Raw genomic sequence first — 15524 nt, forward strand, 5'->3', positions numbered from 1 at the left:
GACGCCCGGCCCCGCTCACTCCAGGACGTGGCGGCCCTCCGGCCGGGCGCTGCACGAGGCGCGGAAGGCGCAGTGCGTGCAGTGCTGGCCGGTCGTGGGGGTGAAGCGCTCGTCCAGGACCCGGCCCGCGGCGGTGGCCAGCAGTTCGGGGACCCATTCACCGGCGAGGGGTTCCTGCGCCTGCACCTTGGGATGGGCTTCGCCGCCCTCCTTCTTGGCGGCGGCCTGGCGCAGCTGTACGAGTTCGGCGCCGCCGGGCTCGGGGCGGCGGCCGTCGAAGACCTCGTCGACCGCGCCCTCCCGGACGGCCAGCTGGTACACGGCGAGCTGGGGGTGGCGGGCCACCTCGTCCTTGGTCGGGGACTGCTTGCCGGTCTTGAAGTCGACGACATAGGCGCGACCCTCGGCGTCCTGTTCGACGCGGTCCATGGAGCCCCGGATGCGTACTTCGTACTCCCCCGCCTCCAGCGTCACGTCGAAGTCGTGCTCGCTCGCGACGGGGGTACGGCCGGCCCGGTCCATGACGTGCCAGCGCAGGAAGCGTTCGAGGGCGGCCCGTGCCTGCTCCTTCTCCTGCCGGGACTTCCAGGGGGCGTCGAAGACGAGCCCGTCCCAGACCGAGTCCAGCCGCTCCATCAGGACGGCGAGATCGGCGGGGGTGCGTCCGGAGGCCACCTCGTCGGCGAGTACGTGGACGACGTTGCCGAAGCCCTGGGCCGCGGTCGCCGGGGCGTCCGCCTTCACCTCGCGGCCGAGGAACCACTGGAGCGCGCAGGTGTTGGCGAGCTGGTCGAGCGCGCTGCCGGAGAGGGTCACGGGCTGGTCCCGGTCGCGGAGCGGGACGGCGGAGCGGGTCGGTTCGTACAGGCCCCACCAGCGGTAGGGGTGGGCGGCGGGTACGAGCGGCTGGCCCTCGTCGTCGGTGAGCGCGGCGAGCCGGGCGAGGCGGCGTGCGGCCTCCTCCCGCAGGGCGTCGGAGGCCCCGGGGTCGACGGTGGTGGCGCGGAGTTCGGCGACCAGCGCGGCGACGGCGAGGGGGCGGCGCGGCCGGCCGGTGACGTCGCGCGGCTCGGCACCCAGCTCGGTGAGGAAGCGGGAGGGCTGGTCGCCGTCGTCGGCGGGCGCCTTCACCGCGGTGACGACGAGCCGTTCGCGGGCGCGGGTCGCCGCGACGTAGAAGAGCCGGCGCTCCTCGGCGAGGAGGGCGCCGGGGGTGAGCGGTTCGGCCAGGCCGTCGTGGCCGATCCGGTCCGCCTCCAGCAGCGAGCCGCGGCGGCGCAGGTCCGGCCAGAGCCCTTCCTGGACCCCCGCGACGACGACGAGGTGCCATTCCAGGCCCTTGGAGCGGTGCGCGGTCATCAGCCGTACGGCGTCGGGGCGCACCACGCGCCTGGAGAGGGTGTCGGCGGCGATGTCCTGGGCGTCGACCTCCTCCAGGAAGTTGAGTGCGCCGCGCCCGCCGGTGCGTTCCTCGGCGCGGGCCGCGGTGTCGAAGAGGGCGCAGACGGCGTCGAGGTCGCGGTCGGCGTTGCGGCCGCCCGCGCCGCCGCGCAGTGCGGCGCGCTCCAGCCGGCCCGGCCAGGGGGTGCCGGACCACAGGGCCCACAGGGCCTCTTCCGCGGTGCCGCCGCCTTCGAGGAGCTCGCGGGCCTTGCTCAGGAGTGCGCCGAGGCGCTGGGCACCGCGGGCGTACGCCGGATCGTGCGCCACGAGCCGCTCGGGCTCGGCGAGCGCTCGGGCCAGCAGCTGGCCGGAGGGCGCCGGTACGCGGTTCCCGGCGGCCCGCTCCTCGTCGCGCAGGGCCCGGCCGAGGCGGCGCAGGTCGGCCGCGTCCATGGAGCCGAGGGGGGAGGCGAGCAGGGTCAGGGCGGTCTCGGTGTCCAGCCAGGAGGGCGTCCCCGCGTCCTCGTCCCCCGCGGAAGCCCCCGCGCCCGTCCCCGCGCCCGCGCCCCCTGCCGAAGCCCCCGCGCCCGCGTCGGTGGCAGCTGCCACCGCCTCCGCCGCCCCCGCCGCCCCCGCTGTCCTCTCCGCGCCCGGCGCACTCCCGCGCAGGGCCGCCGTGGCGACCGTGCGCAGGGCCGTCAGGAGCGGGGCCACCGCCGGTTCGTGGCGCAGGGGGAGGTCGTCCCCGTCGACCTCCAGGGGGACGCCCGCCGACGTCAGGGCCCGGCGCAGGGAGGGGAGCGTGCGGCCCCCGGCCCGTACCAGCACCGCCATCTCGTGCCACGGGACGCCGTCCTCCAGATGCGCCCGGCGCAGCAGATCGGCGATGTTCTCCAGCTCGGTGGACGCGGTCGGGTAGGTGTACGCCTCCACGCTGCCGCCCTCGCGGACCGCGGTGAGCTCCCGGTGGGCGCGGACCTTCGCCGAGGGCAGCCGGGTCAGCGGCATCCGACGGGTGAGCAGCCGGGTAGCGGCCAGCAGCTGTCCGCCGGAGCGCCGCGAGGTGGTGAGCACACCGACCGGGGCCGGGGCGCCGTCCGCCCGCCGGAACGTCTCCGGGAAGTCGAGGATGCCGTTCACATCGGCGCCCCGGAACGCGTAGATCGACTGGTCGGGGTCACCGAAGGCGATCAGCTCCCGGCCGCCCCCGGCGCCCGGGGCGCTCCCCCGGTTGCCGGCCAGCGCGTGCAGCAGGCGTACCTGCGCCGGGTCCGTGTCCTGGTACTCGTCGACGAACACCGCGTCGTACTGCCCCGCCAGCAGCGCCGCCACCTCGGGGCGCTCCGCGAGCAGCACCGCCCGGTGCACCAGCTCCGCATAGTCCAGCACCCCCTGCGCGTCCAGCACGTCCAGGTACTCGGCGAGGAACTCGGCGGCGGCTCCCCAGTCCGGCCGGCCCGTGCGGCCCGCGAAGGCGGCCAGCGCGTCCGGCCCCAGGCCCAGCTCACGGCTGCGGGCCAGCACCGCGCGCACCTCGTCGGCGAAGCCACGCGTGGTCAGGCAGGCCCGCAGCTCGTCGGGCCACCGGATGTGCGCGAAGCCGTCCCGCTCCAGTTCGAGCTGGCCGGCGAGCAGCTCGCGGACGGTGACGTCCTGCTCCGGTCCGGAGAGCAGCCGCATCGGTTCGGCGAAGAGGTCTGCGTCCTGGTGGGCGCGGACCAGCGCGTAGCAGAAGGAGTGGAAGGTGGTGGCCTGCGGGCCGCGGGCGGCGCCGAGGCGGGCGGCCATCCGGTCGCGCAGCTCCACGGCGGCCTTGCGGCTGAAGGTGAGCACCAGGACGCGGGCCGGGTCGCCGCCCCGTGCGATGCGGGCGGCGACCGCCTCGACGAGCGTGGTCGTCTTGCCGGTGCCGGGTCCGGCGAGCACCAGGAGCGGGCCGCCCGGGTGATCAACCACCGCACGCTGCGCCGCGTCCAGGAGAGGAGGGTCCACGGAGCCCGGCGGGGTGCGCACCAGCCGGTACGCGCCCGCGGCCCGCTGCCGTGCCTGACGGTGCGGGCTGTGCCGGGTGAAGGAGGAGGAGCTCACGTGGATCGCCGGTCCTGGTGGGTGTACTGATGATGAGGATGCGGTGCGCGCCGCGAACTTACGAAGCTACGCCAGCGGGAGCGCGATGCGGGGTGGGAGTCCTGCGTGCCTCGTCACGTTCCGGGGCGCGGACGCCCTCGCGTGCCCGGTACCGCGCCCGGCCGTGGTTTCCGTCACTCCGCACGGCTCCGGTTCTGCCGCGTCACATGCCACGGACCTGTTCGTCAGTCACTTTCCGTGCACTCCCGATCACTTCTCGTGCGCCCTGGGTCACTTCCCGTAAGTCGGGTACGTCGTACGGCCCCGGCGCCGCCCGCTGTGCCGCCGGATGGCGGAAGCTGTCAGTTGTGAGCACCTGCGCCCTTGTCCCGGTCCGCGTCCCCGTCCGCGGTGACGCCGTCCCACCGTGCCCGCTTCATGTCGAGGCGCGGCAGGTGGCCCTCCGCGGCGCGCGACGCCCCGCGCAGCGGGGTGCCCTCCGCGCGGTAGTGGTCCAGCGCCCGCAGCTCGTGGCCCGGGAGCAGCGCCCCGTCGGCGCGCACCACGCGCCACCACGGCACCGCGGCCCCGTACAGCGACATGACCCGGCCGACCTGGCGCGGACCGCCCTCGCCCAGCCACTCGGCGACATCGCCGTACGTCATGACGCGGCCGGGCGGGATCAGCTCGGCGACGTCGAGCACGCGCTCCGCGTACTCCGGCAGTGCGTGGCTCGTGCGGTCGTCGCTCGTCCCGTCGCCGCTCGTGCGGTGTTGGCTCATCCGCCCCATCCTGCCGTACGCCACCGACATCCCGGCCCGGTCCGTGTGCGTCCGGTCACAGGGCCTGCGGGCGGAGGCGGAGGGGCGTATCTTGCGCTTCCCGTGTCCGTGCGGAGCACCCTGATGCCCCGCCGTGTCGCCGGGCCGTGCCACCATCGTGCGGGCGGTGACCGGTGATACGAGAACACGAAGACCAATCAGAGGCGACGAAGGAGCAGGGCGTGCAGCCACCGAAGGCGGCGGACGCCCCTGACGCCGAGCCTCAGCCGGACGCGTCCCGCGCACCCGCCGCGAAGCCCGGCGCGGAGCCCCCGGAACCCGGCTCCGGGGCCGGGAAGCCCGGTGCCGGGCAGGAGAAGCTCCCCGGACATCTGGCCGGCTCGACGCTCTCGACCACCGCGGAGGAGCAGGCCGAGCGCGTCTCGGGGGACGAGCCGCTGCTCCCCGCCCGGGTGCACCGCCCCTCCGACCTCATGCGGCTCCTCATCGGGGTCCTGGCGATCGTCATCCTGTTCTCGATCGCCGCGTTCGCCCACGGCACGACCACCGGACTCGAACAGGACATCAACAAGGGCACCGGGCAGGCCCCCGACATCCTGATCAAGATGGCGGGCCTGGTCTCCAGCATCGCCGTGCTGCTCGTCCCGGTCGCCTTCGCGATCGAGCGGCTGATCAAACGCGACGGTCTGCGGATCGCCGACGGGGTGCTCGCCGCCGTACTGGCCCACGGCGTCACGCTCGCCGCCGACCTGTGGGTGGCCAAGTCCGCGCCCGGCACCATCCAGGACGCCCTGACCCAGCCGCAGCCCGGTGACGCGCTCACCGATCCCGTGCACGGCTATCTCGCGCCGGTGATCGCCTATATGACGGCGGTCGGCATGGCGAGACGGCCGCGCTGGCGGGTCGTGCTGTGGGTGGTACTGCTGCTCGACGCGTTCGCCATGCTGGTCGGCGGCTACACGACCCCGTTCTCGATCGTCCTCACCGTGCTGATCGGCTGGACCGTCGCGTACGGCACGCTGTACGCGGTCGGCTCGCCGAACGTGCGGCCGACCGGTCAGCACCTGATGGCCGGTCTGCGCCATGTCGGCTTCCACCCGGTCAGCGCGATGCGCGCCGACGACGCCCCGGACTCGGGCGACCAGAGCGACCGGGGGCGCCGCTATCTGGTCTCCCTGGAGGACGGGCCGCCGCTCGACGTCACGGTCGTCGACCGCGAGCAGCAGGCCCAGGGCTTCTTCTACCGGGTGTGGCGCAGGCTCACCCTGCGCGGCATCACCCAGCGCCGCTCCATCCAGTCGCTGCGCCAGGCCCTGGAGCAGGAGGCGCTGCTCGCCTACGCGGCGATCGCCGCCGGGGCCAACGCGCCCAAGCTGATCGCCACGTCCGAGCTCGGTCCCGACGCCGTGATGCTGGTGTACGAGCACATCGGCGGCCGTTCGCTGGACGCTCTGGAGGACTCGGAGATCACCGACGAGCTGCTGCGCGGTTCGTGGCGTCAGGTGAAGGCGCTCCAGTCCCGGCGGATCGCGCACCGCAGGCTCACCGGGGACGCCATCCTGGTGGATCGTTCCGGCAAGGTGTTCGTCACCGATCTGCGCGGCGGCGAGATCGCGGCCGGTGATCTGGTCCTGCGGATGGATGTCGCCCAGCTGCTGACCACGACGGGGCTGCGGGTGGGCGCCGAGCGGGCCGTCGCCGGTGCGCTGGAGGTGCTCGGCCCCGACGCGGTCGCGGACTGTCTGCCGCTGCTCCAGCCGATCGCGCTGAGCCGCTCCACCCGGGCGGCGCTGCGCCGGCTGGCCCGGGAGCGCTCGCAGCGGGAGCGCGAGGCGGTGCTGGAGGCGTCGGACGCGGCCAAGCGGGCCAGGGCTCACGAGCACGGGGCGGCCGCCGACGACCGCAAGGCCGACCGCAAGGCGCTGCGCAACCAGAAGCAGGCCGAGAAGCGCGCTCTGGACGACGCCCTGGACGGGGCGCGTGAGGAGGACCTGCTCTCCCAGATGCGGCAGCAGGTGCTGCTGATCCGGCCGCAGGCACCGGTCGAACCGGTGCGTCTGGAACGCATCAAGGCCCGTACCCTGCTCAGCTGCATCGCCGGTGCGATCGCCGCGTACTTCCTCATCTCGCAGGTGACCCAGGCCGATTTCGGCGCGGTCGTCGAACAGGCGGAGTGGGGCTGGGTGGCGGCCGCGGTCGCCTTCTCCGCGCTCAGCTATGTGGCGGCGGCGATGAGCCTGCTGGGCTTCGTGCCGGAGCGGGTGCCGTTCGGCAAGACGGTACTGGCGCAGGTCGCCGGGTCCTTCGTGAAGATCGTCGCCCCGGCCGCGGTCGGCGGTGTGGCGCTGAACACCCGCTTCCTGCAACGGGCCGGGGTCCGTCCGGGGCTCGCCGTGGCGAGCGTCGGCGCCTCGCAGCTGTTCGGTCTCGGCTGCCACATCCTGCTGCTGGCGGCCTTCGGCTATCTGACCGGCACCGAGAAGACACCGTCCTCGCTCACCCCGTCCAGGACGGTGATCGCCGGACTGCTGACGGTCGCCGTGCTGGTGCTGGTGGTGACGGCGGTCCCGTTCCTGCGGAAGTTCGTGGTGACGCGGGTGCGCTCGCTGTTCGCCGGAGTCGTGCCGCGCATGCTAGACGTGGTGCAGCGGCCGCAGAAGCTGCTGACCGGCATCGGCGGGATGCTGCTGCTGACCGGCATGTTCGTGATGTGCCTGGACGCCTCGGTCCGCGCGTTCAGCGGTCCGGACGTGCCGCATCTCAGCTACGCCAGCATCGCGGTGGTCTTCCTGGCGGGCAACGCGCTGGGGTCGGCGGCACCCACACCGGGCGGAATGGGCGCGGTCGAGGGCGCGCTGACACTCGGCCTGATCGCGGTCGGTCTGCCGAAGGAGGTCGCCGCACCCGCCGTACTGCTGTTCCGGCTGCTGACGCTGTGGCTACCGGTGCTTCCCGGCTGGCTCTGCTTCAACCACCTGACCCGCAAGGGCGAGCTCTGACGCCCTCTCAGTCACCGTGCGGGGCCGCTCGCGAGTCCAGTCGGGCGACGGCGCGGCGGCCCGCCACCCGCTTGGACCGGTGTCCCGTGCAGCGACCGGTTTCCCGCCGCACCATGGGCCCATGAGGACCTCCCCTGCCCTGCGTGCCGCCGCCCTGGCCGCCGCCGTCACCTTGCTCCTGCCCATCACCGCCTGCTCGGAGAGCGGCAACGAGGAAGACCCGGACGGGCCGCAGAGCTCGCCTCTCACGGCGAACGTCGCCGAGGGCGGCACCTCCGGCGACCTCACCTCCCAGGAGCTGACGTGGAAGCCCTGCCCCGCCCCGGCCCCGGCGCAGGGCAGCGGAAAGGCGCCGTCCCCGCTGCCCGGCGGCACCCCCTGGGAGTGTTCGTTCATGCGGGTGCCGCTCGACTACGCCAAGCCCGGCGGAGAGACGATCCGGCTCGCACTGATCCGGGCCAGGGCCAAGAACCCGGACAAGCGGATCGGCTCCCTCATCTTCAACTTCGGCGGTCCCGGCGCCTCCGGCGTCGCGACCCTGCCCGCCTTCGGCACCGACTACGACAAACTCCGCGCCGGCTACGACCTGGTCAGCTTCGACCCGCGCGGCGTGGGCCTCAGCGACGGTGTGAAGTGCGAGACCGACAAGCAGCTCGACGCCCGTGGCGAGATCGACGGCACCCCGAGCACTCCCGCGGAGGTGAACACCTTCGTCAAGAGCACCAAGACCTTCGCGGCGGCCTGCGAGAAGAACTCCGGCAGGCAGCTCCCCCATGTCGGCACCACCGACGCCGCCCGTGACATGGATCTGATGCGCCAGGTGCTCGGCGACAAGAAGCTGTACTACTTCGGCATCTCGTACGGCACCGAACTGGGCGGCGTCTACGCCCATCTGTTCCCGAAGAACGTCGGCAGGTCGGTGCTGGACGCGGTGGTCGACCCGACGCAGGACTCCGTACAGTCCTCGCTCGGCCAGACCAAGGGCTTCCAGCTCGCGCTGGACAACTTCACCAAGGACTGCGCCGAACGGGGCGGCGCCTGCAAGCTTCCCGGTACCAACTCCAAGGAGGTCGAGCAGGGGATCTCCGGTCTGCTCGACAGGCTGGAGAAGCAGCCGATCGAGGGAATCGGCCCGCGCCGGCTGACGGAGACCCTGGCGATCACCGGTATCGCGGCCGCCCTCTACTCCCAGCAGACCTGGCCGCTGCTGGAGGCGGGCGTCGACGAGGCCGACGGCGGCAACGGCGCGCTGCTCCTCGCCCTCGCCGACTCGCTGAACGGCCGTTCCGAGAACGGCCAGTACGACAACTCGATGGCCGCCAATGCCGCCATCAACTGCGCCGACTCCAAGCAGCGGTTCACCGCGGACCAGACCGAGGCCAAACTCCCCGAGTTCCGGGCCGCCTCGAAGATCTTCGGTGACTATCTGGGCTGGTCGCTGATGGGCTGCACCGGCTGGCCGGTGCCGGGTGCCTGGAAGAACCCGGACGTGAGCGCCCCGGGCGCGGCCCCCATCCTCGTCGTCGGCAACACCGGCGACCCGGCGACGCCGTACGAGGGCGCCAGGGCGATGGCCGACGCGCTGGGCCAGGGGGTCGGCATGGTGATGACGTACGAGGGCCAGGGGCACGGCGCGTACAACAGCGGCAACGCCTGCGTGCAGAAGGTCGTGGGCGGCTATCTGCTGGACGGCAAGGTCCCGGCGGCCGGAACCGTCTGCAAGTAGCGGCGCGTCCTGCGTGGGCACCCCCTAGCATGGGCGGACTCTCTGTACATCGTTGAGTACAGGACATCGTTGAGTACAGGCACATCGGGGAGGACGCACAGGTGGTCGCACACGCACGCGCCGGGGCTCTGGCCGGCGCCGCACTTCTGCTGACGGGGCTGCTCGCGGGCTGCGGCGGAGGTACGGACGACAAGCCGGACGACCGGGCGGACCGCGACACCGCGTCCCCGGCCGGCGGGCCGTCCACCACGCCGGGCGGGCAGCCGGGCACACCCCGGCTGCCCGCGGCCCTCACCTCCCAGCGGCCGGACTGGAAGGGCTGCGAGGCCCGCGCGGGCGAGAGCGCGCCCGGCTCCGAGTGGCGCTGCGCGACGGTCCGGGTGCCACTGGACTACACGAAGCCGGACGGCGAGACGATCGAGATCGCGCTGATCCGCAAGAAGGCCCGGAACACCGGCCGGCGCCTCGGCTCGATGCTGTTCAACTTCGGCGGCCCCGGCGGTTCGGGGGTCTCGATACTGCCCCGTGCCGCCGGCTCGTACGGCAACCTCAACTCCCGCTACGACCTGGTGGGCTTCGACCCGCGCGGGGTCGCGGGCAGCGAAGGGGTGAGCTGCCGCACCGACAAGGAGCAGGAGACCGCCTACCGGAAGGTCGACATGACCCCGGACACGGCGGCCGAGGAGGCGGCGTTCCTGAAGGACGGCGCGGACTTCGGCGCCGGCTGCGAGCGCCGCTCCGGCAAGGTCCTGCCCTACGTCGGTACGACCAACGCCGCCCGGGACATGGACCTGATCCGCGAGGTGCTCGGCGACAGGAAGCTCACCTACTTCGGCATCTCGTACGGCACCGAGCTCGGCGGCACCTACGCGCATCTCTTCCCCGCGAACGTGGGAAGGACCGTGCTGGACGCCGTCGTCGACCCGACCGCGGACACCATCGGGCACGCCCGCAACCAGGCGACCGGCTTCCAGCGGGCGCTGGAGAACTACCTCAAGGACCGCGGCCAGGACCCGAAGGCGGGCACGCAGCGGATCGCGAAGCTGCTGGAACAGATCGACAGGAAGCCGCTGCCGACCCGTTCGGGCCGCGAGCTCAACGAGTCGCTGGCCATCACCGGCATCGTCACGCCGCTCTACTCCAAGAGCAACTGGCCGTTCCTGACGCAGGCGCTGGACGAGGCCGAGAAGAGCGGCACCGGCACCATGCTGCTCCAGCTGGCCGACTCGTACAACGGCCGTGACGAGAAGGGCCACTACGACACCCAGAACCACTCGCAGCGCGCCATCTCCTGCGCGGACAGCAAGCTCCGGCCGACGGCGGACGAGGCCAGGGAGCTGCTGCCGGAGTTCCGGAAGCTGTCCCCGGTGTTCGGCCCGTTCCTGGCGTGGGACACGGCGGGCTGGTGCTCGCAGTGGCCGGTGCAGGGTGAGCACGACCACCCGGAGGCAAGCGCTCCGGGTGCCGGTCCGGTGCTGGTCGTGGGCACGACCGGCGACCCGGCGACGCCGTACGAGGGTGCCCGGAAGATGGCGGACGAGCTGGGCAAGGGCGTGGGCATCCTGCTCACCAACAAGGGCGAGGGGCACGGCGCGTACGGCGGGAGCACCTGCGTGACGTCGACCGTGGACGCGTACTTCCTCGACGGGATGGTCCCCGACGACGGCAAGACCTGCTCGTAGCGCGGCCCGGAGACACAAGGAAGGGGCCGGTCCGTGCGGACCGGCCCCTTCCCCGTGCCGAAGGGTGTCTCAGTACACCGGCTTCTCGGGCTCGATCTGGTTGACCCAGCCGATCACGCCGCCGCCCACGTGGACCGCGTCGGCGAAGCCCGCGGACTTGAGGACCGCGAGGACCTCGGCGCTGCGGACGCCCGTCTTGCAGTGCAGGACGATGCGCTTGTCCTGCGGGAGGTCCTGGAGGGCGTTGCCCATCAGGAACTCGTTCTTCGGGATCAGCTTCGCGCCCGGGATCGAGACGATCTCGAACTCGTTCGGCTCACGGACGTCGATGATCTCGATCTTCTCGTCCGCGTCGATCCACTCCTTGAGCTGCTTGGGAGTGATCGTGGAGCCGAGCGCCGCCTCCTGGGCCTCCTCGGACACGACGCCGCAGAAGGCCTCGTAGTCGATGAGCTCGGTGACGGTGGGGTTCTCGCCGCAGACCGCGCAGTCGGGGTCCTTGCGGATCTTGACCTGGCGGTACTGCATCTCCAGGGCGTCGTAGATCATCAGCCGGCCGACCAGCGGGTCACCGATGCCGGCGAGCAGCTTGATGGCCTCGTTGACCTGGATGGAACCGATCGACGCGCAGAGCACCCCGAGCACGCCGCCCTCGGCGCAGGAGGGGACCATGCCCGGCGGGGGCGGCTCCGGGTAGAGGCAGCGGTAGCAGGGGCCGTGCTCGGACCAGAAGACGGACGCCTGACCGTCGAACCGGTAGATGGAGCCCCAGATGTACGGCTTGTTCAGCAGTACGGCAGCATCGTTGACCAGATAGCGGGTGGCGAAGTTGTCCGTGCCGTCCACGATCAGGTCGTACTGGGCGAAGATGTCCATCACGTTGTCGGCTTCGAGCCGCTCCTCGTGAAGGACCACGTTCACGTACGGGTTGATGCCCAGCACCGAGTCCTTGGCGGACTCGGCCTTGGAGCGCCCGATGTCGGCCTGGCTGTGGATGATCTGGCGTTGCAGGTTCGACTCGTCGACCTCGTCGAACTCCACGATGCCGAGCGTGCCGACACCGGCCGCGGCCAGGTACATCAGGGCCGGCGAGCCGAGGCCGCCGGCACCGACACAGAGCACCTTCGCGTTCTTCAGCCGCTTCTGTCCGTCCATCCCGACATCCGGGATGATCAGGTGGCGGGAGTACCTGCGGACCTCGTCGACGGTGAGCTCAGCAGCTGGCTCGACCAGGGGTGGCAGCGACACAGGAACCTCAACAATGCAGGTGGTCGGTTTCTACGTACTTCATCTACGTACGGTTGTTCTTCCGGTAACACTGCCACGCCCCCTCTCATTCCGAGATACCAGGTCCGATCCGCGAGACAATTTCGTCCCAGTAACTGGGCAGCGCCGCGAATGGGTCCGTTTGTCCGTGCTGGCCGTCTCGATCCGTGAAGAAGATCGTGCCCGCGCCCTGCCAGCGGGCGATGCGCATGGCCTCGTCGAGATGGGTGCGCGGAACGCCGTGGACGAAGTGCGCGAACCGCTCCGGCGGGTAGGAGGCGGTCCACTCCGCCACCTGCGACCAGCGGTAGTCGGTCCATGGCCCGTCGAAGGTGACCAACTGGTCGGCGGCCTCGGCGTAGCCGGGGTACGGGTGGGTGCCCAGGCCCAGCACCAGCGGCCCGCTCCCCTCCCCGTACGGGCGGTCGCCGTGGTCGAGGAGCGTCGCGAGGGTGCTGGTGAGCCGGCGCACCGCCGGGAGGTGGACGCGCTCGGCCGGGCAGCGGCCGAGATAGAAGCCGTCGACGCGGTACCAGCCGAGGAACGCCTGCGCGTCGGCGATCAGTTCTCCGAAGGAGCGGCTGCCGAAGGCCAGGTCGAGATGGCCGAGCAGCCGCCCGCCCGCCGCCCGTACCGAGTCCTGCGGATCGTCGCCGTGCAGGGCCCGGTCGCGCGCGTTGCGGAGCCGGCCCGCGGCTTCCAGGCAGTGCGGATCGGGGCGGGCGCCGGGGCCGTTGTCGATGTTGAGGACGGCCCAGTGCAGCGGGGTGCCGGGGCGGGCCAGCTCGGCCCATTCGGACGGCGCGAGCAGCGGGTGCGCGCAGCCGGGCACGCCGAAGCCGAACTGCTCGGCGCCGCTGGTCCGGCGGGCCGTGCCGGTGCTGGTCAGATACGGCATGCCGCCTCCATCCAGATGTCGGCGAGGGACTCCTCCAGATTGATCCGGGGGCGCCAGCCGAGCCGGTCCCGGGCGGTGCGGACGTCGGCCTGCTGCCAGGCGCCGCAGCCGTCCGGGTAGGGGGACGGGGTCGCCGAGAGGTGCTCGATGACCGACTCGGTCGAGGTGCGCGGGGCACCGATGGGCAGCCGGGGCGGGGGCGCGTCGAGCTCGTGGAGTGCGCCCGCGTATCCGGCGACCCTGGCGAGGACGGCGGCCGCGTCCCGGAGCCGCACGGCGCGCCCGGTGCCGATGTTGACGACGCCCTGGGCGGCGGAGAGCGAGGCGGCGTGCACGGCGCGCGCGACATCGCGTACGTCCACGAAGTCGCGCTGCACGCCCAGGCCGCTGAGCTTCAGTTCGCCGTCGCCGGACTGCATGGCCCGGCGCATCGCCTCGGCGAGCCTGCCGAGCGGGGAACCGGCCGGGGTACCCGGGCCGACCGGGGAGAAGACCCGCAGCACGACCGCGTCGAGGCCGGAGCCGAGGACGAGTTCGGTGGCGGCGAGCTTGCTGACGCCGTACGGGCCGCCGGGGCGCGGGATCGCGTCCTCGGCGGTGGAGGAGCCGGGCTGCGAGGGCCCGTACTCCGAGGAGCAGCCGACCTGGACGAGCCGGGACGTGCAGCCGCTGCGCCGCATCGCCTCGCAGACCGTGGCCACGGCGACGGTGTTGTGTCGGGTGAGATCGCGGGCCCCGCCGCGGGTGGCGCCCGCGCAGTTGACGACGACTCCGGGGTGGACGGCGTCCAGGAAGCGGGTCAGCGCGCCGGGGCTGCCGCTGGCGAGGTCGAACCGTACGTCGGCGTCGTCGCCGCGGCCGAGCGCCGTGAGGTGCACGGCGGGGTCGGCGAGCAGGCGGTCGGCCACGAACCGGCCGAGGAATCCGTTGGCTCCGAGCAGCAGCACCCTCATCGCGCGCCCCCTCGGCGCCGACGGCGAGCTGCCGGTGAAGGGGATTGGGGGGTCATGTCCGGTGTCTCCTTGAGGAAGTGAGATGCGATTGCGGGCAATGACCCGCGGCGTCGGCTCCGCGGGGCGTGCGATGGCAGTGGTACGGCTGTGGTGGTTACGCGACGGCCGGGCCTTCATCGCCCGGCCGGGCGGTGGTGTGGGCGGATGCCCGGGAGAGCAGGACGGTGGTGGCTACCAGCAGTCCCAGGGCGGAGGCACCGCAGGCGAGGGCGGGTACGGATCCGGTGCCGGACGCCATGACGAGGACGTCCACGGGGCGGGCGAGGAAGTGCAGACCGGGCAGCCGCCCGGCCAGGACCAGCGCGGGTGCCAGGGCCTCGACCGCGCAGGCGACGGCCAGCCCTCCGGCGGCGAGTCCCGGGAACCCGTGCACGGCCAGCAGCCGGGCGAGCAGGAGCAGCACCCCGAGCGCGGCCGCCCCGACGAACGCCCCGCGGCCCCCGTACCCCAGATGCGCGAGGTACAGCAGTCCGGCGAGGGCGCACGCGTAGAGCGCCACGGCCCCGAACAGCAGGGGGCGCACCCCCGCGGCGAACTCCTCCAGTGCGCGGCTGCCGTTGAGTCTGCGGTGGGCGTGCACGGAGAAGAGGTGGGCGCACCAGGTGGCCGGGGCGAGCGAGAGGGCCAGGCCCAGCAGCGGTGCGGGGGTGATCGCCCAGGGGCCTTCGGGGCCTCCGCTGAGCACCTGGTCGAGCAGCGGTTCGCCGTACAGGACGTAGCCGAGGAGCCAGCAGCCGTACACCTTGGCCGCGCCCGATGAGCGGCCTTCGGCGCGCAGCGGGCCGCTGCGCAGGCCGGCCACGAGCCCGCCGAGCGCGAGAAGCCCTCCGGCGAGGGCGATCGCGATCCGTGCCCGGGCGTCGAGCGCTCCCTCGGTGAGCCCGAGTGCGCCGACGGTCGCGATGCAGGCGGCGCCCGGCAGCAGCGCACGGAGCGACCAGGCGGCGCGGGTCGCGATGTCACGCTCCGGCGCGTCGGGCCCTGCCGTGGAGTCCGCCGCCGCACCGGGCACCCGGGCGAAGAGCTCCTCGGCGAGCGAGAAGACGTCACGGTGCCGATAACGGGCGGCGGTGCGGTCGGTGACGCCATGGGCTTCGAGCCCGGCGGCGACCTCCAGCGGATCGACGGCCCGCTCGCACAGCTCGCGGTGCCGGTGCATCAGCGATTTCACGGGGTCGGCGGGGCCCCGGCGCGCGGCACTGGGCCGGCGCGCCGCGGCGGGGCGCGCGATCTCGGGGGCCCGGGAGGGCTCGGTGGCCGCGGCGGCCGGAGCGGACTCGGCCGGCACATGCCTCCCGGGCTTTCCGTCTGTCCCGGAGGGCTCGTGTGTCCCGGAGGGCTCGTGTGTCCCGGAGGGCTCGTGTGCCCCGGGGATCTCATGCGTCTCGGAGGGCTCGTGTGTCCCGGAGGGCTCACGCGTCCCATAAGGCTCGTATGTCCCGGAGGACTCACCCGTCCCAGAAGGCTGATGCGTCCCGGCGGACTCACCCGTCCCAGAAGGCTCGTGTGCTCCCGAGGACTCACCCGTCCCAGAAGGCTCGTGCGTCCCGGAGGACTCACCCGTCCCAGAAGGCTCGTGCGTCCCGGAGGACTCACCCGTCCCAGAAGGCTGATGCGTCCCGGCGGACTCACCCGTCCCAGAAGGCTCGTGTGCTCCCGAGGACTCACACGTCCCGGAGGGCTCGTGTGTCCCGGAGGTCTCGGAGAC

Annotated in this window: 9 protein-coding genes; 3 read left to right on the top strand and 6 right to left on the bottom strand. The window is 72.9% G+C overall.

What is annotated here, in order from left to right; all coding sequences use genetic code 11:
• Positions 1 to 15 precede the first annotated feature (15 nt).
• Entirely contained in the window at positions 16 to 3471 is a 3456-nt protein-coding gene (locus AB0D53_RS01630; protein ID WP_362438374.1) for an ATP-dependent DNA helicase, read from the bottom strand.
• Positions 3472 to 3812: 341 nt separating this feature from the next.
• Entirely contained in the window at positions 3813 to 4232 is a 420-nt protein-coding gene (locus tag AB0D53_RS01635; protein ID WP_362438377.1) for an MGMT family protein, read from the bottom strand.
• A gap of 221 nt (positions 4233 to 4453) precedes the next feature.
• Between AB0D53_RS01635 and AB0D53_RS01640 the strand changes: the two genes are divergently transcribed.
• From AB0D53_RS01640 to AB0D53_RS01650, 3 genes are all read left to right on the top strand, one after another.
• Positions 4454 to 7231: a lysylphosphatidylglycerol synthase domain-containing protein gene (locus AB0D53_RS01640; protein ID WP_362438380.1), complete on the top strand. Its 2778-nt coding sequence runs from the start codon at positions 4454 to 4456 to the stop codon at positions 7229 to 7231.
• Between the two features lie 121 nt (positions 7232 to 7352).
• The gene (locus tag AB0D53_RS01645; protein WP_362438383.1) at positions 7353 to 8957 is read left to right on the top strand and encodes an alpha/beta hydrolase; all 1605 of its coding nucleotides are present in this window, start codon (positions 7353 to 7355) and stop codon (positions 8955 to 8957) included.
• 101 nt (positions 8958 to 9058) lie between these two features.
• Positions 9059 to 10639: an alpha/beta hydrolase gene (locus tag AB0D53_RS01650; RefSeq protein ID WP_362438386.1), complete on the top strand. Its 1581-nt coding sequence runs from the start codon at positions 9059 to 9061 to the stop codon at positions 10637 to 10639.
• A 69-nt stretch (positions 10640 to 10708) separates the two neighbouring features.
• Here the strand turns inward: AB0D53_RS01650 and moeZ are convergent, their stop codons facing one another.
• The 4 genes from moeZ to AB0D53_RS01670 all read right to left on the bottom strand — a co-directional run bounded on the left by moeZ (position 10709) and on the right by AB0D53_RS01670 (position 15104).
• On the bottom strand, positions 10709 to 11887 hold the full coding sequence (gene moeZ / locus AB0D53_RS01655) for an adenylyltransferase/sulfurtransferase MoeZ (RefSeq protein WP_093549960.1): 1179 nt from the start codon (positions 11885 to 11887) through the stop codon (positions 10709 to 10711).
• An 85-nt stretch (positions 11888 to 11972) separates the two neighbouring features.
• The gene (locus tag AB0D53_RS01660) at positions 11973 to 12803 is read right to left on the bottom strand and encodes a spherulation-specific family 4 protein (protein ID WP_362438389.1); all 831 of its coding nucleotides are present in this window, start codon (positions 12801 to 12803) and stop codon (positions 11973 to 11975) included.
• Positions 12791 to 13756, bottom strand: coding sequence for an NAD-dependent epimerase/dehydratase family protein (locus AB0D53_RS01665; protein ID WP_362438392.1), 966 nt, complete (start codon positions 13754 to 13756; stop codon positions 12791 to 12793). Before AB0D53_RS01665 ends, AB0D53_RS01660 begins: the two co-directional genes overlap by 13 nt.
• A 154-nt stretch (positions 13757 to 13910) precedes the next feature.
• Positions 13911 to 15104 carry a hypothetical protein gene (locus tag AB0D53_RS01670; protein WP_362438395.1) on the bottom strand — a complete coding sequence of 398 codons (1194 nt, stop codon included), beginning with the start codon at positions 15102 to 15104 and terminating at the stop codon, positions 13911 to 13913.
• Positions 15105 to 15524: the final 420 nt, after the last annotated feature.

It is taken from the genome of Streptomyces sp. NPDC048295, from assembly GCF_040652135.1.
GTDB lineage: Bacteria > Actinomycetota > Actinomycetes > Streptomycetales > Streptomycetaceae > Streptomyces.